The following is a 17821-nucleotide window of genomic DNA, read 5'->3' as shown; positions in this document are numbered from 1 at the left end:
CCGGGCAGCCCAGCCCCGGGAGAACCCGGTCAACGGCCCTGCCCCGGAAAGCCGACGGGCCAGGTGTGGACGGGCTCGCCCAGGTGCATCAACTCGCTGTAGCGGCGGGTGGTCGCCGCGAACGCCGAGTCCCGGCCGAGCCCCGCGTCCAACGCGCGGTGGAAGGTGTCGGCCTGCCAGGACGCACCGTTCACCCGTCGTCTGCACCGCTCCTCGATCACTCCGAGGTAGAGGTCCCGATCGGCGGGCTCGATGCCCCAGGCGTCCAGCCCGGCGGCGGCCAGCGGTAGCAGCTCATCGCGGACGAGCGTGACGACGGGAACCTCCGCGATACCGCCGCTACGCCCCGGCCTCGGCCACTGCACCGTGGCCTCAATGCCCTGACGGCACGCGGTGTCGAAGTTCTCCGCCGCGGTGGCGAACGGCAGGCGGGTCCACACCGGACGGGACTCCTCGGACAGCGCGCGAACCAATCCGTAGTAGAAGGCGGCATTGGCGATCACATCGGTGACCGTGGGCCCCGCGGGCAGTACGCGGTTCTCCACCCGCAGATGGGGAACACCGTCAGCGACCGAGTAGACCGGACGGTTCCAGCGATAGACCGTGCCGTTGTGGAGGACGAGTTCTTGGAGTCCTGGTACGCCGCCTTCGTCGATGACCCGCAATGGGTCCTCTTCGTCGTCGCAGATCGGCAGGAGCGCCGGAAAGTAGCGCAGGTTCTCCTCGAAGAGCTCATAGGCCGAACTCACCCAGCGCTCACCGAACCAGGTACGGGGTCGTACTCCCTGGGCCTGAAGTTCGGGTGGCCGGGTGTCGGTGGCCTGCTGGAAGAGCGGCGGCCTCGATTCTCGCCAGAGTTCCTTGCCGAAGAGAAAGGGCGAATTGGCGCCGACCGCGATCTGTATTGCTGCCACTGCCTGAGCCGCGTTCCACACATCCGCGAAACGGCCCGGGGTCACTTGTAGGTGCAATTGCACCGACGTACAGGCCGCTTCGGGCGCAATGGAGGCAGAGGTGCAGGTCAGATGCTCGACTCCATCGATGTCGAGCTCGAACGCCTCACCCCGCGCGGTGACGATCTGCTCGTTGAGCATCGTGTAGCGCCGGACGTCCGAGAGGTTCGCGGACACCAGGTCGTCCTGTGCGAGCGTGGGAAGGATGCCGATCATCACGATCCCGGCGCCGACCTCGTCGGCCTTTCGATGTGCGTACGCGAGTCCCGTCCGCAGTTCTTCGGCGAGCTGGTCGAGGACCCGGCCGCCGAGACGGTGGGGCACGATGTTGACTTCCAGGTTGAACATTCCCAGCTCGGTCTGGAAATCCTGACTGGCGATGCGTTCGAGCACCTCGGCATTCATCATCCGCGGCAGACCGTCGGAGCCGACGAGATTCAGCTCTATCTCCAGACCCATCAGATTCTTGGGCCGGTCGAACCGTTGCTCGTCGAGCAGTCGCCCCAGCCCCGCCAGGCACTGCTGGAGCTTTCGCCGGTACTCATGACGATCCGAGAGCTCGAAACCGCCGGCCACGACCTTCTCCCCCATCGAAGCGTCCTTCCTCGACTGGGCATCGCGCGGCATCCGTCGCTCGCGTCTCGGACGATAATGCCCAGACTGACTGATCTATAACGCGGCCATGTCGCTCGGGGACCGGTAGTGTGACGTGGGTCGCCTCTCGGTTCAGCATCTCGGGATGGTGTTGTACGCACCTATCGTTACCCGGTGCCAGACACAATCACTGCCGTTTTTCGGCCTACCGCCATCCCGGAGAATGCCCAGGCCCGGGCGGATTTCCCGGCGAAAACCTGCGGATTCATCCAAGGAAACAGTCCTGGAAGCGCCTTGCTGACGATACGCACAGGCGCTAGCGGAATCACTGTGTGAACACGTGTCGTATAAACTCCGTAATCGAGGCAGAGAGTTGGCACCGGGTGCCCTACGGCCCCTGTTCCCCCTCTGACCCCTAGCCCCTCTGGCTCCGCACGCCGACAGCGCTGTCCGCACCTCCCATGCTCCGCCGTGTCTCCCCGAAGTGAGAGGCGACCCACCATGCCGCTGCATGCCCTCCCGGCTCCCGCGCCTGTCCTACGCAGCGTCCTCGCGGCACTCGGCTCCCCCGCCGCCGTCAACGAGGATCGCACCCCTGCTCTCCGGTCCGTCCAGGGACCGGTGAGCCCCGAGTCACCACTTCCCGTCCACGTACTCGACCAGATCGACCCGAACTCGCCCACCCCGGGTACCCGCCTCACCGGATGGCGGGTACTGATCCGCGCCCACGAGGGGTACGTCGCCGCTGCGGAGACGCGACTCACCCCGGACGGCTGGGCGTTCTCGCACTTCTTCGAAGGCCCGTACATCACCTCGACCGAACGGGCGCTCCAACAGGCGGATTCACTCCACCATCCGTTCCAGCCACGGCTGCTCTCCATTCCGGCGCTGTACATGCTCACGCTCTGGCTGCACGGGGACATCGACGCGGATGCCTCGTCAGGTGCGCTCCGTCCCACGGACATCCTGGTTCCGCTGGCCCCGGCGCCACCGGGGATCGCGGCGCACCGGGCGCACCAGGTCTGCGACCTCCTTCCGGTGATGACCCTGCGGCTCACGGCTCCGCCGCTGCTGGGATCACCGGCCTGACCCGAAGCACCGTTCTGACCAGAAACACCGTTCTGTCCTGAACATCGGCTAGTCCTGAAGCACCGCCCTGTCCCGAAGCATCGGAATCTCCGCTTCAGGACGGCCGAAACCATCGTGAGCGCCCCGTGACCGTTCGGTCGCGGGGCGCTTTCTGCTCCGTCCGGACTAGCCCGTACCGGCCCCCCTGAACCACCCGAAAGGACAATGGAGTTGGGCTGAACCGTCCGGCTGGGTGATACGTCCTTAACCAGTAAGACGAGGTGCCGCGAAATCCCTGCGGATTCTCGTCCGTGGGGCAACACTGGGAACGGACCGACAGATACGGGGGCGGCCATGAACTCCTCATCGAGCCGCAGGACACTCATCACATCAGAGCGAAAGATCCCGCCCATGTGCCAGCATCAGCCACCCTGCCCGACATCCGACTCAGCCGATCGGGACGCGGCGCGCCTCGTGGCGCACCATCCCGAACAGGGCTGGAGCCTGCTGTGCAATGGCGTGCTCCTCTTCGAGGACACCGGTGAGCTGCTGCCGAACGGCCAGATCATCGCACCCCAGCGCCAGTCGAGGACGGCCGCCTGACCCGCCGTACATCCGACGGCATTCGCCGTCGGGTCCACCACCCCACGGCAGTAGCGACGCCGCGAACGTCATCGTCGAGTACGTGTGCTGGCCGTGCCCGTACCCGCCGAACCATCGGGGCCGGCCGGAGGAATCCCTCCGTACCGGCCCCGAACCCTGTCCGGCCCGGGATCAGGCGTCGTACTCGTCCAACGGCGGGCAGGAGCAGACCAGGTTCCGGTCACCGAAGGCACCATCGATCCGTCGGACCGGCGGCCAGTACTTGTCCGCCGTGCTCACACCCGCGGGGAAGACCGCTTCGTCACGGCTGTAGGCATGCTCCCACTCACCGCCGAGAGCAGCCGCGGTGTGCGGGGCGTTGCACAGCGGATTGTCGTCAGCGGGCCACGCACCCGACGCGACCTTCTCGATCTCGCCACGGATGGCGATCATCGCGGCGCAGAAACGGTCGATCTCGCTCAGGTCCTCGCTCTCCGTGGGCTCGATCATCAGGGTGCCCGCGACGGGGAAGGACATCGTCGGAGCGTGGAAGCCGTAGTCGATCAGCCGCTTGGCGATGTCGTCGACACTGACGCCGGTCGCCTTCGACAGCGGGCGGAGATCCACGATGCACTCATGGGCGACGAGCCCCGCGGGCCCGGTGTAGAGCACCGGGTAGTGCGGCTCCAGCCGCTTGGCGATGTAGTTGGCCGCGAGCACGGCGACCTGGGTGGCGCGCTTGAGTCCCTCGCCGCCCATCAGTCGCACGTACGCCCAGGAGATCGGCAGGATTCCGGCCGAACCCCACGGCGCGGCTGAGATCGGACCCACTCCGGTCTCGGGTCCGGCGCTCGGCTGGAGCGGGTGGTTGGGGAGGTACGGAGCGAGATGGGAGCGCACGGCGACCGGTCCGACGCCGGGGCCACCGCCGCCGTGCGGGATGCAGAAGGTCTTGTGCAGGTTCAGATGCGACACATCGCCGCCGAACTCGCCGGGCTTGGCGAGCCCCACCAGCGCATTCAGGTTGGCGCCGTCGACGTACACCTGACCGCCCGCCGCATGGACCTGCGCGCAGATGTCGGCCACGTGCTCCTCGAACACCCCGTGCGTGGACGGGTAGGTGATCATCAGCACGGAGAGTTCGTCGCGGTACTGCTCGATCTTGGCCCGGAGGTCGGCGACGTCGATCTCTCCGTCATCGGCGGTCTTGACCACGACGACCTTCATGCCCGCCATCACGGCGCTGGCCGCATTGGTGCCGTGCGCCGAGGAGGGGATCAGACAGACCGTGCGCTGCTCGTCGCCGTTCGCCCGGTGGTAGGCGCGCACCGCGAGCAGTCCGGCCAGTTCGCCCTGGGAACCGGCATTGGGCTGGATGGACACCTTGTCGTAACCGGTGACCTCGGCCAGGCGCTCCTCCAGCTCACGGATGAGCGTGAGGTAGCCGGCCGCCTGCTCGATGGGGGCGAAGGGGTGGATCTGCCCGAATTCCGGCCAGGTCACCGGCTCCATCTCGGTGGTGGCGTTCAGCTTCATGGTGCAGGAGCCGAGCGGGATCATGCCCCGGTCCAGGGCGTAGTCGCGATCGGCGAGCCGTCGCAGGTAGCGCAGCATCGCGGTCTCGGAACGGTGCTCGTGGAACACCGGGTGGGTGAGGAAGTCCCCGCTGCGCAGCAGGGCCTGCGGCAGGGCTTCCTCGGCGACGGCGTCGAGGGCGTCGATGTCCGCCTCGACACCGAAGGCGGCCCACACGGCGATGATGTTGGCGCGGGTGGTGGTCTCGTCGCAGGCGACGGAGACGTGCGACTCGTCGACGAGGTGCAGGTTGACCCCGTCCTCACGTGCGGCGGAGACAACGGCACCCGCACGGCCGGGGGCCCGCACGGTCAGGGTGTCGAAGTAGGCGTCGTGGACGATCTCGACACCGCCGGCCGTCAACCCTTCGGCGAGGAGCGTGGCGTACCGGTGGGTCCGGTGGGCGATCGCCCGCAGTCCGTCCGGGCCGTGGTACACCGCGTACATACCGGCCATCACGGCCAGCAGCACCTGTGCGGTACAGATGTTGCTGGTGGCCTTCTCCCGGCGAATGTGCTGCTCACGGGTCTGAAGGGCGAGTCGGTACGCCTTGTTGCCATCGGCGTCGACGGAGACACCGACGAGCCGTCCGGGCAGGCTGCGCGCGAACTTCTCGCGTACGGCCATGTAGCCGGCGTGCGGTCCGCCGAAGCCCATGGGGACGCCGAAGCGCTGGGTGGTGCCGATGGCGATGTCGGCGCCGATCTCGCCGGGAGGCGTGAGCAGCGTGAGCGCGAGGAGGTCGGCGGCGACGGTGACGATCGCACCGAGACCGTGGGCCTGCTCAATGACGGGCGCGAGGTCGCGCACCGCGCCGGAGGCACCCGGGTACTGGAGGAGTACGCCGAAGACACCGCGCTCGGCGATGGCTGCGGGGATGCCGTTGCCGAGGTCAGCGGTGACGACCTCGACACCGGTCGGTTCTGCGCGGGTCTGGATCACCGCGAGGGTCTGGGGCAGGACGTCGGCGTCAACGAGGAAGACGCCGTCCTTGACCTTGCCCACCCGTCGCGCCAGGGACATCGCCTCGGCTGCTGCCGTGCCCTCGTCGAGCAGGGAGGCACCCGAGGTGGGCAGACCGGTCAGGTCGGCGACGACGGTCTGGAAGTTCAACAGGGCTTCGAGCCGCCCCTGGGAGATCTCGGGCTGGTACGGCGTGTACGCGGTGTACCAGGAGGGGTTCTCCATCACGTTGCGGAGGATGACCGGCGGAGTGAAGGTGCCGTAGTAACCGAGACCGATCATCGGCGCCAGCACCTTGTTGCGTTCGGCGAGGGAGCGCAGTTCGCTCAGCACCTCGGCCTCGGACCGCCCCTCCGGCAGGGCGAGCGCCTCCGTGCTCTTGATCACCTCAGGGACGGCGGCGGCGGTCAGCTCGTCCAGCGAGCCGTATCCCACCTGCGCCAACATCTTGGCCTGGGCCTCTGTGTCCGGCCCGATGTGGCGCTGCTCGAAGGGGGTGCCTCGCTCCAGCTGTGCGAGCGGAGTGCGGTTGGCGGTCATGTAGGAGGCCTCCTGGTCTGACGCGACCTGCGAGGGGCATCACATGGATGCCCTGGACGGCCTCCCCCTCTGTCATCTCAACCTGAGAGCTTCACCGGATCGCCGAACAGCAGCGTTCCGGCTTTCACCGTCGGTGAGAGCGGATGCCGTCCGACGCCCGCCCTTCTTTCCAGAGTGACCTCGTCCACGCGGTACAGGTGCCTGAGAGATTCCGGGGAGGATTTGCTCCTTCGGCGCCACCGTCGTCCTTCCGGTGGACTCTCCCGCGCGGGGTCAGCAGCCGCTAGTCAGCCTACCAGCGCGTCTTCTCGGCAATCGCTCAAGTGGCCGACACCGACTTTGTGCCCTTTCGTGTTTTTTAGTGGCCCATGGAGCAGTTTGCCAACATATGGAGGACTCGTGCAGACCGATATCGATCCGCGCAGCCTGATCGGCCGCAAGGCGTTCGACCGCAACGGTGCCAAGATCGGAACGGTGGACGAGGTGTACCTCGACGACGCCACCGGTGCACCCGAATGGGCGGCCGTACGCACCGGACTCTTCAGCAGGGACGCTTTCGTCCCGCTGGAGCCGAGCACCTTCGCCGACGACGTCCTCCAGGTGCCCTACGAGCGCTCGCTGATCAAGGACGCACCGGATTTCGGTGTGGGCAGGCACCTCTCCCCCGAACAGGAACTCCAGCTCTACCACCACTACGGGCTCGAACTGTCCTCAGCACCCGAGACGCCCGCTCCCCCGCCCGGCCCGGCCGGGGAGGAGCCCTCGACCGACCGCTCCTTCGGCCGCATCGCCGGCCGCGAGGACGAGGGAACCTGACCGGCCCGACCTGCGCTGCTCCCCTCATCCACCCGCCCGCCGCCGACCAGGGGCAACGGATCGGCCGGCACGAGCTCGGGATCGTCCACCCGGAACGTGCGCACGCGCCCCGGAGGCGAACCAGGCTGCTCGAACCGCACGGTGACACGACCCAGACCACTGCCCTGGACCCACCCCGGCCCGTACTCGGTGTGGTGCACATCGTGACCGGCCGACCAGCGACGCTCGGCGAGCACCGATCCCACCGGCTCCCCGGTGGTCTCCATGGACGCGCCGGCCCCGCTCTCCCGCTCACCCGAATCGGCGGCGCCATCGTGGACGCCTCCCCTGGCGGCCCCCTCCACGACACCCGGAGGTCGGGAAGCTCCGCCGACCGCACCCGCCGACCGGACAGCATCGGCTTCCGAAAGCCCGGACCCTCCGGACGTCTCCCGCTCTTCCCGGGAGCGTTCCGAGGGCCCGGACCCTCCGGACGTCTCCCGCTCCTCCCGGGAGCCCGATCTGTGGTCCGCACCGCTGCCGGACTGCTCGCCGGAGGACCGCACGGGCGACCCGTCCGGCGGTACGGGAGCCGGCGAACGCCCGCCTTCCTGCTCGAACCGCTCGAAGGGCGCTCGATCCGGCGGGCGAACGCTCCCGCCCGGCCCCTCGACGCGTCCGCCACCGCGGGGGTCCGCGTCCGCTTCGCCTCCCGCGGACTCCCTCTCCTCGCGGGCCGTGGTCGCCTGCGCGAACAGATCCTCCTGGGTGTAGTCGGCGAGCCCGGTCACCCCCACCCCCAGCAGCCGCACCCCACCCGTCGTGTCCACGCCTTCCAGAAGCCGACCGGCGGCCTCCCGCACCACGACCGGGTCGTCGGTCGGCCCGCGTAGGGTCTCCGACCTGGTGAGCGTCGAGAAGTCATAGCGCCGGACCTTCAGCACGATGGTGCGACCCGAATGCCCGGACGACCTCAACCGCCGTACGCAGCGCTCGGCGAGCCGCTCCACCTCGACCCTGATCCTGGTCCGGTCGTGGAGATCGACGTCGAAGGTGTCCTCCACCGAGACCGATTTCGTGTCCCGCTCGGCGACCACGGGTCGATCGTCATGTCCCAGCGCCATCCGGTGGATCGCCGAACCGTGCGCCTTGCCCAGCAGCCGTACCAGTTCGTCTTCGCCCGCCGCGGCGAGGTCGGAGCAGATCGTGATCCCCGCCCGCCGCAGATGCTCGCCGGTGGCCGGCCCCACCCCGGGCAGTGTTCGCACCGGCAGAGGAGCGAGCAGTTCGCGCTCCGTGCCCGGCTCGATCAGGACCAGTCCGTCGGGCTTGGCCTGCTCCGACCCGATCTTCGCCAGCATCTTGGAACCTGCGAGTCCGACCGAACCCGCGAGCCCGGTCGCCGCGAGGATGTCGGCGCGCAGCGACTCACCGGCGGCACGCGCGGATCGCGAGTCATCGGCGGATCCACCCGCCTCCAGATCGACGAACGCCTCGTCCAGGCTCAGGGGCTCCACCAGTGGGGACAGCCGACCCAAGAGCTCCATCACCTGCTCGCTGACCGCCCGGTAGAGGGAGAACCTGGGCACCAGGTAGGCAGCGTTCGGAGCGAGCCGACGGGCGTACGCCATGGGCATCGCCGAGTGCACCCCGAAGCGACGGGCTTCGTACGAGGCGGTCGCCACCACCCCGCGTGGTCCGAGCCCGCCGACGATCACGGGTTTTCCGCGCAGGCTGGGCTTGGCCGCCTGCTCCACTGCCGCGTAGAAGGCGTCCATGTCGAGATGGAGGATCGTCGGAACGGATCTCACATCTCCGATGCTGCCTCACGCCTGTGACAACGACGTCGGACAGCACCGCCGCCCGAGCCGGAAAGACATCGGAAAAACCGCGGCCCGCCGCCCGGGCCGGACGGGATCAGACCGCGCGATCCCTTCTGCGCCGGGCCAACTCGTCCATCGGATGGTTGCCGACGAGGGTCTCCCCCGTGTCGATCCGCTCCCCGTGCAACTGCGACAGGGCAGCCTCGACATCGCGCCACACGACGCCCACGGCGATGCCGAAGATGCCCTGGCCACCTTGGAGCAGGTCGACGACCTCGTCGGGCGAGGAGCATTCGTAGACCGTTGCCCCGTCGCTCATCAAGGTCATGCGCTCCAGATCGCCCACGCCACGGGTACGCAGGTGCCGGACGGCGGCACGGATGTTCTGAAGGGCCACACCCGTGTCCAGGAAACGCTTGACGATCTTCAGGGTGACCACGTCGCGGAAGCTGTAGAGCCGCTGAGCGCCCGATCCATGGGACGCACGAACGCTTGGCTCGACCAGACCGGTGCGCGCCCAGTAGTCGAGTTGTCGATAGGTGATCCCGGCCGCCGCACATGCGGTCGGTCCGCGATAGCCGATTTCCTCCGTCGATGACTCCGACGCACTCTCCTGGAGCGGAAACGGCCCGCTCTCCCCCAGACGTCGGCCGAGGGCGCCCCCAACCGCACCGTCGCCGCTACTTCTCACGCCGACCTCCTCCTTGACCTGCCCACTCGAAAGGTAGGCAGTCACCAGGGGTGCGTCAACGATCGCCACACTCGGCACGCCGAGTGATAATCACCCTGAGAGTGGTTTCCCATGCCCCAATTCGGGGAAAGGCTACTCGAATGGCCCCAAAACGCCATGCTGACGTGCCCTCTGGACCGAGAACACGCAAGTGGCGCAGAGGACTTCCGCAGCGCCACTCACGGGCACACCAATCAGCAACGAACCGTCACTGACTGTTGGTGCCGAAGTCCTCCGGAGAGATCTGGTCGAGGAACTCGCGGAACTTCTCCACCTCGTCCTCCTGCTCATCGGGAATGGCGATCCCCGCGTCGTCGAGCACCCCGTCACTGCCGAAGATCGGCGTACCGGTGCGCAGTGCGAGCGCTATGGCGTCCGACGGACGCGCGCTCACCTCGACTCCGCTGGCGAACACCAGCTCCGCATAGAAGACCCCTTCGCGCAGGTCGGTGATGCGGACCTCGGTGAGTTCCTGCCCCACCGCCTCCAGCACGTCCTTGAACAGGTCGTGCGTCAGCGGCCTGGCAGGGGCCATGCCCTGCTGGGCGAAAGCAATGGCGGTCGCCTCCCCGGGACCGATCCAGATGGGGAGGTACCGATCGCCTCCCACTTCACGCAGGAGCACGATCGGTTGGTTGGAGGGCATTTCCACCCGGACACCCACAACGTCGAGCTCGTTCACACAGCAACCCTAGGACGTGCCCGACCCCTTTGGGTAGTCGGGCAGGTCCAAGATCAGTCAAGACGTACCCCGAGGGCCGTCCGCATCAGGGCCGCGTGCAGCCGTACCGACAGGGTTGCCAGCTCGTTCGCGGTGGCCTCCGCATGGGCTCTGGTCTGCGGATTGCGATGCCGCCGCAAGGGTGCAACCACCTGTTCAACCAAGGACGCCTCCCGGTCAGCCGCGGCTTTCATGGCCCGAAGGTGTCGAGGCTCCAGACCGAATCTGCCCAGCTCGACGACCAGCCGCGCCACCGTGACGGCCTCGGCGTCGTACCCTCCGTCGCCATCCCGCGTCAGCAGCCCGTAGGACTCCCACTCCGCGAGCTCCTGCTCACTGACCCCAGCAGCGGCCAGCAACTCCGCCCGACCCACCCTGGCGGCCGTACGAGGCTCACTGGGGGCCTCCCAGGCCGCGTCGGGGTGCTCCCGCTGCACACTGGGCGCCGGAAGCGGCTGCTGCTCACCACGGGCGACCGCGTCCAGATGCTCCCGGATGACCTTCAGCGGAAGATAGTGGTCCCGCTGCATCCGCAGAATCTGCGCGAGCCGCTCCACATCGTCGGGGCTGAACTTGCGATACCCGGATGGGGTACGACGCGGCTCTACCAGCCCCTCGGCCTCCAGGAAACGAATCTTGGAGATGGTGACCTCGGGGAACTCATCACGCAACTGACCGAGCACCGTACCGATGCTCATCAGCCGATCCCCCGCGGTGGCGGTGCCGCGACCGGCACCGCCCGTCGGTGTTCGCATGGACCTTCCCTGACGGGTTACACGCCCCGCTGGTTCGCATAGAAGACCAGTCGGTACTTACCGATCTGGACCTCGTCGCCGTTGGCCAGATAGACCGAGTCGATCCGCTCGCGGTTGACGTAGGTTCCATTGAGGCTGCCGACGTCCGCAACGCTGAAACTGCCGTCAGGACCACGACGGAACTCCACGTGACGACGGGAGACGGTCACGTCGTCCAGGAAGATGTCGCTCTGCGGATGGCGACCCGCGGTGGTCAGCTCGCCGTCGAGCAGAAAACGGCTTCCTGAGTTCGGACCCCGACGCACCACCAGCAGCGCTGAACCGAAGGGGAGGGCGTCGACGGCGGCCTGCGCCTCCGGGGAGAGCGACGGGACCTGGGTCTGTCCGGTGACCTCGGAGTCGTACGCCTCCAAGCCCGAGATGGAAATCGTCGACGTCGTCTCCGACGGACGCTCGGCCGGAGCCCCACCGCGCAGGGGCGCACCACAGTTGGAGCAGAATCTGCTCGACGCGGCATTGCGGTGCCCGCACCTCGTACAAACCGTCACGGCCGACATGGACGTGTCCTCCTGCCGCGGCTGTCCCCCACGGGGATTGGTCGCATACGGGTCGGAGGGGAACCCTCCACCCGAACTTGAGGTCGATGAGTCTCCGAAACCTATGCGGCCGGCACCGGCAGGGTCAACCGACTCGCCCTGACCACCGGGAACGCCACCGCCCGAGCCGGCGACCTCGTCACGGAAGAGCGGGCGCTCCGCGCTCTGCTCCTCCTCCTGGCCACGACGCCGAGCGCGATGCCTGGCGTTTCCGCCATCCTCGCGTCCGCTCTTGCCGAACAACTTCGCAAACAACTTCACGGGCGATTCCCCTTGACCGAAATAGACCCGCCCGTGGGGCAGGACGAACCCTCAATGAACACACCTGCCGACCCGGACATCATCACAACGTCCGTACCCGTCCGACAGTTTCCACCACGCGGCACATATTCCGTGCGCCGACCCCTGCCGAGCTCTTGCCCTGGCCGGTAGACCCTTATGCAACCCCGCCTCACTGGGCTGACGACCGAGCGTAGTCAGGCCGCTCCACGGGCCGCAAGCTATCCACGATGATCTTCTCCGAGCGGACCACCGTGGCAATGGCCTGCTCCTTCTCCAATGTCTGGACCACGCCGCCCGGAATGTTCAGAGCCGGCTCCAGGTCCTGTGGCTTCCCGATGACCTTGAAGATGTAGGGCGCGCCGATCCGGTTCCCGTCCACCTCGATGTCACCACCCGCCCCGGTGAAATAGGAACCCGCCACCACCCTGTGCTCATTCACCTGGATCGCCTCCGCCCCCGCAGCCCGGAGCTCCTGAATCGCGTCGAGCAACATATCGGGCTCCACGGCACCCGAAGAATCCTCGATCGTGAGTGTGATCCCCGGCCCTTGCGCCGCAACAGTGCCGGCCAGGATGCCGAGTTGCTGCTCCTTCTGCTGGGTCTGCTTGCGGGCCTCTTCGGCACGGTCGGAGCTGTTCTCCAACTCCGTGCGCTGTGCTTCGAGGCGCTGCTTCTCGTCCTCAAGGCGCTGGTTGCGGTCATCCAGCTCGTCCAGGATCCGCACCAGGTCCTCTTGCCGCGCGCCGCGCAGCGCGCTGTCGTCGTTGGTCGAACGCACCTGGATCGCCAGCCCGAGGCCGAGCACGAACAGCAGGACGGCCACGGTCAGTTGGGCGCGGGTGATCCTCGGCGGCCACAGACCCGCGACCAGGCGCTGACGGCCGGTCAACCCCACCGGTTCCCGCGGCGCCCGTGGCGCCCCGGCCTCACCGCCCGACGGCTCGCCCGATTCGTCCGGCAGCGGCATGCGGTTGCTGTTCATTTCGCCCTTCATTCCTCAGGCCCGGAACACGTGCCGTCGGATCGCCGCGGCGTTGGAGAAGATCCGGATGCCGAGGACGACCACCACACCAGTCGACAGCTGCGCACCCACGCCGAGCTTGTCACCCAGGAACACGATCAGGGCGGCGACCACCACGTTCGACAGGAAGGACACGACGAAGACCTTGTCCACGAAGATCCCGTCGAGCATGGCCCGCAGTCCACCGAACACGGCATCCAGTGCCGCCACTACGGCGATCGGTAGATAGGGCTCGACCACCGCCGGCACTTCGGGCCGGACCAGCAGTCCGGCCACGACTCCCACGACGAGGCCCAGTACGGCGATCACGATGTGCCCTTCTCTGTGTCTACCGTCCCCTGCCCACGGCCCTCGGCGTCGGCGGTCTTCGGCTCTGCTGTGCGGACGATCAGGCTCGGTGCCGCCGGGAGGCGCACCTTGTCCTTGGTGGAGATGGTGAAGCGGATGTTGAAGTTCTCCTTCAGCGCATGGAGGTAGAGGCCGTCCGCACTGTCTTGGAACGTCGTGTTCAGCCGGTTTCCCTCCCCCACGGCAAGCACCGTGTAGGGCGGCACCAGAGGCTTGTTGTCCACCAGTATGGCGTCGCCGGCGGCCCTGATGGCGGACAGTGCGGTCAGCCGCTGCCCGTTGATCGCCACGGCCTCCGCGCCGGACTGCCACAATCCGTTGACGATGCGCTGCATGTCCCGGTCGCGGACCCGGCCCGTATCACTGAAGCCGCTGCTCTCACGGGGGCCGCCACCGCCCTGCGCGGTGTCCTTGGCGTCGTCGATGACCAGACTGATACCGGGGCCCTCCACATCGGTCGACCCCGCAAGCAGTCCGACCAACTGCTCCTGTTCGCCCCCCTTGGTGTTCAGCGCCTTCTGCTGGCGCTCTCCCACCTCGTCGCGGAGTTCTTCGACGCCCCGCTCCAGTGCGTTCGCGGCAGCCGTCTCCTCGTCGATGCGGTCGATCAACTCCTCGCGCTCCTTGGCCACCACCGGAGCCGCTATCCGAGCTTCTGCGGCACCCACGGTCACAACCATGGCGGCCAGGACCAGACCTGCTGCCAGTCCGAGCTTGGCCCGCAGAGTTCGGGGCAGTCGCCCGTCCGCCTCCCGACGCGCCGCGGCCTCCGCGTATCCCTCGTCGAGGCTGTGCTCCATGACGTTCGTCAGCAGCGACATCGAGGCATCGGGACGTGCCGGGCGTACGGGTGGAGAGCCGGTGCTCCGAACCGGGGGCTGCTGCGACATGCCGCACATCGTCGCACGTCATGTGCGCTACCGCCGAATGGCCCTACGCAAGCGTCGGGGGCCGCTCGGACGCGGCCCCCGACATACCGGTCACACCATTACTGACCTGCGCTATCCACCACCTCGGCCCATTCGTTGAGCAGCGCCTGGGCAGAGGCGTCGTCCGGGCCCTCGGCCCACAGATGGGTGACGGCCTCGGACGGATCGGGCAACACCATCACCCAACGGCCGTCGGTTTCGACCACTCGGACCCCGTCCGTGGTGTCCACGTGCCGCTCGCCCGCAGCTTCGACGACCCGTCGCATGACGAGCCCCTTCACCGCCCAGGGGGTGGCGACGTCGCGCTTGAGGACATGGGCACGGGGGATACGGGCATCGATCTGGCTCAACGTGAGCTGTGTGCGCGCCACCAACCCCACCAGCCGCACCAGGGCCGCCGTCCCGTCGAACACGCTGCTGAACTCCGGCACGATGAAGCCGCCCCGGCCGTCCCCACCGAAGATGGTGGCGTCCTCTCGACCGACCCTGGTGAGATCGTCGGGTGAGGTCGTCGTCCACTCGACCTGGGTCCCGTGGTACGCCGCCACCTGCTCGGCGATCCGCGTGGTGGTCACGGGCAGGGCCACCCGACCGCTGCGGCGCTCGGCCGCGACGAGGTCGAGAAGGACCAGCAGCGCACGGTCGTCCTCGATGATCCGACCGCGTTCGTCGACGAGGGACAGTCGCTCCCCCACGGGGTCGAACCGTACGCCGAAGGCCGCCCTGGCGGAGGCCACGATCTCTCCCAGACGAACCAGACCGGCACGGCGCGTCTCCGCCGTCTCGGTCGGCCTGGCCTCGTTGAGCCCGGGGTTGATGGTCAGAGCATCGACTCCCAGCCTGCCCAGCAGGCTGGGCAGGACCAATCCCGAACTGCCGTTGGAGGCGTCGACGACGACCTTCAACTCTGACTCGGCGACACCCGTGGTGTCCACGTTGCGCAGCAGGGAGCCGGTGTACGAGTCGAAGACACTCGCAGGGAAATGCAGGTCCCCGATCTCGCCGGGGAAGGCACGCCGGTACTCCTGCCGTGCGTACACGCGGTCCAGTTTGCGTTGACCGGCCTGGGAGAGATCGGCGCCGCGTTCGTCGAAGAACATGATGTCGACCGACTCGGGCACACCCGGCGACGTACGGATCATGATTCCGCCCGCGCTCCCGCGTGCGGTCTGTTGCCGAGCCACGGGAAGGGGCACGTTCTCCAGGTCGCGCACATCGATGGCGCTGGCCTGGAGGGCCGAGATCATGGCCCGTTTGAGTGCTCGTGCGCCGCGGGAGTGGTCACGGGCGGTGGTGACCGTGGACCCCTTCTTGAGCGTGGTGGCGTACGCACCCGCCAACCTGACGGCCAGCTCAGGTGTGATCTCCACATTGAGGATCCCGGAGACTCCCCTGGCTCCGAAGAGGTGGGCCTGCCCGCGCGACTCCCAGATCACCGACGTGTTGACGAAGGCGCCGGCCTCGATCGTCTTGAACGGGTACACCCGCACATTGCCCTGGACAATCGATTCTTCACCGACGAGACACTCATCGCCGATGACCGCGCCGTCCTCGATGCGAGCGGCTCGCATGATGTCGGTGTTCTTGCCGATCACACAGCCACGGAGATTGCAGTGCTCCCCGATGTACACGTTGTCGTGGATGACGGCCCGGTGGAGAAAGGCACCGGTCTTCACGACCACGTTGGAGCCGACGACGGTGTGCTCCCTGATCTCCACGCCGGCTTCCACCTTGGCGTAGTCACCGATGTAGAGAGGTCCCCGGAGCACCGCGTCCGGATGGACTTCGGCGCCTTCGGCCACCCAGACCCCCGGCGAGATCTCAAAGCCGTCGATCTCGACGTCGACCTTGCCCTCCAGCACATCGGCCTGGGCCTTCACATAGCTCTCGTGCGTACCGACGTCCTCCCAGTAGCCCTCGGCGATATAGCCGTAGATCGGCTTGCCTTCCTTCATGAGCTGCGGGAAGACATCTCCGGACCAGTCGACGGAGACATCCGCCTCGACATAGTCGAAGACCTCGGGCTCCATGACGTAGATCCCGGTGTTCACCGTGTCAGAGAACACCTGACCCCAGGTCGGCTTCTCCAAGAACCTCTCGACCTTGCCACCCTCATCGACGATGGTGATGCCGAATTCCAGAGGGTTGGGGACTCTGGTCAAGCAAACGGTGACCAATGCACCTTTCTCTTTATGGAAAGCGATGAGATCTGTGAGGTCGAAGTCGGTGAGAGCATCACCGGAAATAACGACGAATGCGTCGTCCTTCAGTGCTTCCTCGGCGTTCTTCACACTGCCCGCGGTGCCGAGTGGCTTCTCTTCATTGGCGTAGGTGAGCTCCATTCCGAGCTCTTCTCCGTCACCGAAGTAGTTCTTCACCAGGGATGCGAGGAACTGCACGGTGACTACGGTCTCGGTGAGCCCATGCCGCTTCAGCAGCCTCAGCACATGCTCCATGATCGGCCTGTTGGCGACCGGTAGGAGTGGCTTGGGCATGCTCGAAGTCATGGGGCGAAGCCGGGTGCCTTCGCCACCGGCCATCACGACGGCCTTCATGTCGGAAGCGTCCTCCTTGAGAGACGACGGTCAGCCGACTTCACTCGTCCAAAGAGGCCCTCTTGGCGTCATGCGCCGCCGGCCACACTGCACGGCTCCGCATCGACGAGGTCAATCGGCCATTGTGTCCGCCTTGACGAGGCGGCGGACCTGGACCACATACAGCATCCCTGCCCACCAATACAGAGTTGTACCCCATCCGGCGAAGGCCCATCCGAAAATAGCAGCGAGTGACGCCAGCCATCCAGTTCCGTCACTGAGCAGGAGCAAGGGAAACGCGTACATCAGGTTGAAGGTGGCGGCCTTGCCGAGGAAGTTCACCTGCGGTGGTGGATAGCCGTGCCGTCGAAGGATTGCGACCATCACCAGGAGCATCAGTTCACGGGCCAAAAGGGCGGCCGTGAGCCACAGCGGGAGGATCTCACGCCAGGTAAGACCGACCAGCGTGGACAGGATGTACAACCTGTCCGCGGCGGGGTCGAGGAGCCGGCCGAGCTTGCTGACCTGGTTCCAGCGGCGGGCTAGTTTCCCGTCGAGATAGTCACTGATCCCACTCAGCATGAGCACCAGCAGTGCCCAGCCGTCGCTCTTGGGCCCGCCGAACTCGGGGCGGAGAATCAACCACAGGAAGAGCGGTACACCGGCGAGACGGGCCATGCTGAGGATGTTGGGGATGGTGAGTACCCGGTCCGTCTGAACGCGGGTCTCTTGGACCTCCACCCGGGGGCCTCCTGTGGGAACGTGCTGACGTTGCTCACTGAGCTTAGCCTCAGCCACAAGGGTGAAGGCCACAGGGGTGTGGCGCGTCTCTGTCCCACCTGACGAACAGGGATGGTGTTTGCGAATAGTGCCTGCGAAATGTCTTGGGGAATGCGAAAAGGGCCCTGTACCTAGCTGGTACAGGGCCCTCATCACAATAATTGTTCGGCGGCGTCCTACTCTCCCACAGGGTCCCCCCTGCAGTACCATCGGCGCTGAAAGGCTTAGCTTC

General features: G+C 67.0%; 14 protein-coding genes, 1 pseudogene and 1 riboswitch. Of the genes and pseudogenes, 3 read left to right on the top strand and 12 right to left on the bottom strand.

The window, feature by feature from the left end:
* Positions 1–29: 29 nt before the first annotated feature.
* Positions 30–1544 (bottom strand): glutamate-cysteine ligase family protein, encoded by a 1515-nt coding sequence (locus tag ACFXJL_RS20750; RefSeq protein ID WP_358882038.1) that lies wholly within the window; start codon positions 1542–1544, stop codon positions 30–32.
* 504 nt (positions 1545–2048) lie between these two features.
* On the opposite strand from ACFXJL_RS20750, the gene ACFXJL_RS20745 reads away from it, so the two are divergent.
* Positions 2049–2636: a hypothetical protein gene (locus ACFXJL_RS20745; protein ID WP_358882037.1), complete on the top strand. Its 588-nt coding sequence runs from the start codon at positions 2049–2051 to the stop codon at positions 2634–2636.
* 390 nt (positions 2637–3026) lie between these two features.
* A complete protein-coding gene (locus tag ACFXJL_RS20740) occupies positions 3027–3218 on the top strand; it encodes a DUF5999 family protein (RefSeq protein ID WP_329015635.1) in 192 nt (63 codons plus the stop codon).
* Between the two features lie 171 nt (positions 3219–3389).
* Here ACFXJL_RS20740 and gcvP read toward each other — a convergent pair whose 3' ends face one another.
* Complete coding sequence (gcvP, locus tag ACFXJL_RS20735) at positions 3390–6275, bottom strand: aminomethyl-transferring glycine dehydrogenase (protein ID WP_384694439.1); 2886 nt, start codon at positions 6273–6275, stop codon at positions 3390–3392.
* Between the two features lie 179 nt (positions 6276–6454).
* Positions 6455–6551, bottom strand: a riboswitch (glycine riboswitch).
* A gap of 123 nt (positions 6552–6674) precedes the next feature.
* Here gcvP and ACFXJL_RS20730 point away from each other — a divergent pair.
* Positions 6675–7091 (top strand): PRC-barrel domain-containing protein, encoded by a 417-nt coding sequence (locus tag ACFXJL_RS20730; RefSeq protein ID WP_358882035.1) that lies wholly within the window; start codon positions 6675–6677, stop codon positions 7089–7091.
* Positions 7092–7809: 718 nt separating this feature from the next.
* On the opposite strand, the pseudogene ACFXJL_RS20725 reads toward ACFXJL_RS20730, so the two are convergent.
* The 10 genes and pseudogenes from ACFXJL_RS20725 to ACFXJL_RS20680 form a co-directional block, all read right to left on the bottom strand.
* Positions 7810–8881: pseudogene (locus tag ACFXJL_RS20725) on the bottom strand (DNA polymerase IV); the annotation flags it as partial.
* Positions 8882–8987: 106 nt separating this feature from the next.
* Positions 8988–9584: a MerR family transcriptional regulator gene (locus ACFXJL_RS20720; protein ID WP_358882034.1), complete on the bottom strand. Its 597-nt coding sequence runs from the start codon at positions 9582–9584 to the stop codon at positions 8988–8990.
* A 247-nt stretch (positions 9585–9831) separates the two neighbouring features.
* A complete protein-coding gene (locus tag ACFXJL_RS20715) occupies positions 9832–10305 on the bottom strand; it encodes a bifunctional nuclease family protein (protein ID WP_005475662.1) in 474 nt (157 codons plus the stop codon).
* 53 nt (positions 10306–10358) lie between these two features.
* Positions 10359–11099: a MerR family transcriptional regulator gene (locus ACFXJL_RS20710; RefSeq protein ID WP_384637215.1), complete on the bottom strand. Its 741-nt coding sequence runs from the start codon at positions 11097–11099 to the stop codon at positions 10359–10361.
* 17 nt (positions 11100–11116) lie between these two features.
* On the bottom strand, positions 11117–11998 hold the full coding sequence (locus ACFXJL_RS20705) for an FHA domain-containing protein (RefSeq protein ID WP_329027316.1): 882 nt from the start codon (positions 11996–11998) through the stop codon (positions 11117–11119).
* Between the two features lie 148 nt (positions 11999–12146).
* The gene (locus tag ACFXJL_RS20700; RefSeq protein ID WP_358882032.1) at positions 12147–12959 is read right to left on the bottom strand and encodes a DUF881 domain-containing protein; all 813 of its coding nucleotides are present in this window, start codon (positions 12957–12959) and stop codon (positions 12147–12149) included.
* 15 nt (positions 12960–12974) lie between these two features.
* A complete protein-coding gene (locus ACFXJL_RS20695) occupies positions 12975–13307 on the bottom strand; it encodes a small basic family protein (protein WP_006376801.1) in 333 nt (110 codons plus the stop codon).
* Positions 13304–14236 (bottom strand): DUF881 domain-containing protein, encoded by a 933-nt coding sequence (locus ACFXJL_RS20690; RefSeq protein ID WP_358882031.1) that lies wholly within the window; start codon positions 14234–14236, stop codon positions 13304–13306. Before ACFXJL_RS20690 ends, ACFXJL_RS20695 begins: the two co-directional genes overlap by 4 nt.
* Before the next feature lie 98 nt (positions 14237–14334).
* The gene (locus tag ACFXJL_RS20685; protein ID WP_358882030.1) at positions 14335–16830 is read right to left on the bottom strand and encodes a mannose-1-phosphate guanyltransferase; all 2496 of its coding nucleotides are present in this window, start codon (positions 16828–16830) and stop codon (positions 14335–14337) included.
* A gap of 111 nt (positions 16831–16941) precedes the next feature.
* Positions 16942–17550, bottom strand: a complete 609-nt coding sequence (locus ACFXJL_RS20680) for a CDP-alcohol phosphatidyltransferase family protein (protein WP_329015658.1) — start codon at positions 17548–17550, stop codon at positions 16942–16944.
* Positions 17551–17821: the final 271 nt, after the last annotated feature.

This window comes from Streptomyces sp. NPDC059256 (assembly GCF_042753785.1).
Lineage (GTDB): Bacteria > Actinomycetota > Actinomycetes > Streptomycetales > Streptomycetaceae > Streptomyces.
Note: the sequence above shows the minus strand (reverse complement) of the source record. Positions and strands in the feature narration are given on the sequence as shown.

Coding starts and splice junctions, on each gene's coding strand:
- ACFXJL_RS20750 (WP_358882038.1), bottom strand. CDS start 1,544: ATGGGGGAGAAGGTCGTGGCCGGCGGTTTCGAGCTCTCGGATCGTCAT.
- ACFXJL_RS20745 (WP_358882037.1), top strand. CDS start 2,049: ATGCCGCTGCATGCCCTCCCGGCTCCCGCGCCTGTCCTACGCAGCGTC.
- ACFXJL_RS20740 (WP_329015635.1), top strand. CDS start 3,027: ATGTGCCAGCATCAGCCACCCTGCCCGACATCCGACTCAGCCGATCGG.
- gcvP (WP_384694439.1), bottom strand. CDS start 6,275: ATGACCGCCAACCGCACTCCGCTCGCACAGCTGGAGCGAGGCACCCCC.
- ACFXJL_RS20710 (WP_384637215.1), bottom strand. CDS start 11,099: ATGCGAACACCGACGGGCGGTGCCGGTCGCGGCACCGCCACCGCGGGG.
- ACFXJL_RS20700 (WP_358882032.1), bottom strand. CDS start 12,959: ATGAACAGCAACCGCATGCCGCTGCCGGACGAATCGGGCGAGCCGTCG.
- ACFXJL_RS20690 (WP_358882031.1), bottom strand. CDS start 14,236: ATGTCGCAGCAGCCCCCGGTTCGGAGCACCGGCTCTCCACCCGTACGC.
- ACFXJL_RS20685 (WP_358882030.1), bottom strand. CDS start 16,830: ATGAAGGCCGTCGTGATGGCCGGTGGCGAAGGCACCCGGCTTCGCCCC.